Annotated in this window: 1 protein-coding gene; it reads left to right on the forward strand. The window is 70.9% G+C overall.

Annotated features, from left to right (window positions below; translation table 11 throughout):
• A partial coding sequence (locus QYM41_RS17835; protein ID WP_368801103.1) for a TrmH family RNA methyltransferase occupies positions 1–532 on the forward strand: 532 nt, incomplete at both ends.

Genomic DNA, 532 nt, shown 5'->3' on the forward strand with positions numbered 1-532 from the left:
CCGCCGGCGAGCGCTGGGACCCCGAGCTGCTGCGCGAGGGCGACCGCCGCAACGTCGCGGACCAGTACCGCTACTGGCGCATGGACGCGATCATCGCGGACCTGGACTCCAGGCGCCACGCCTTCCACGTGGCGGTGGAGAACTGGGAGCACGACTTCAACATCGGCTCCGTGGTGCGCACCGCCAACGCGTTCCTGGCTCGTGAGGTGCACATCATCGGACGACGCCGCTGGAACCGCCGCGGAGCCATGGTCACGGACCGCTACCAGCACGTGCGCCACCACGCGAGTGTCGCGGAGTTCACGGCCTGGGCACGCGGCGAGGGACTCGCGGTGCTCGCGATCGACAACGTCCCCGGTTCCCAGCTGCTCGAGACGTTCGAGCTGCCCGAACGCTGCGTCCTGGTGTTCGGTCAGGAGGGCCCGGGGGTCTCCGAGGAGCTCGTCGCGGAGGCGGACGCGGTGCTGGCCATCGAGCAGTGCGGCTCCACCCGCTCCATCAACGCCGGAGCGGCCGCCGCCGTGACCATGCA

Origin of the sequence: Kocuria oxytropis (genome assembly GCF_040981195.1) — a bacterium.
Classification (GTDB): Bacteria; Actinomycetota; Actinomycetes; order Actinomycetales; family Micrococcaceae; genus Kocuria; species Kocuria oxytropis.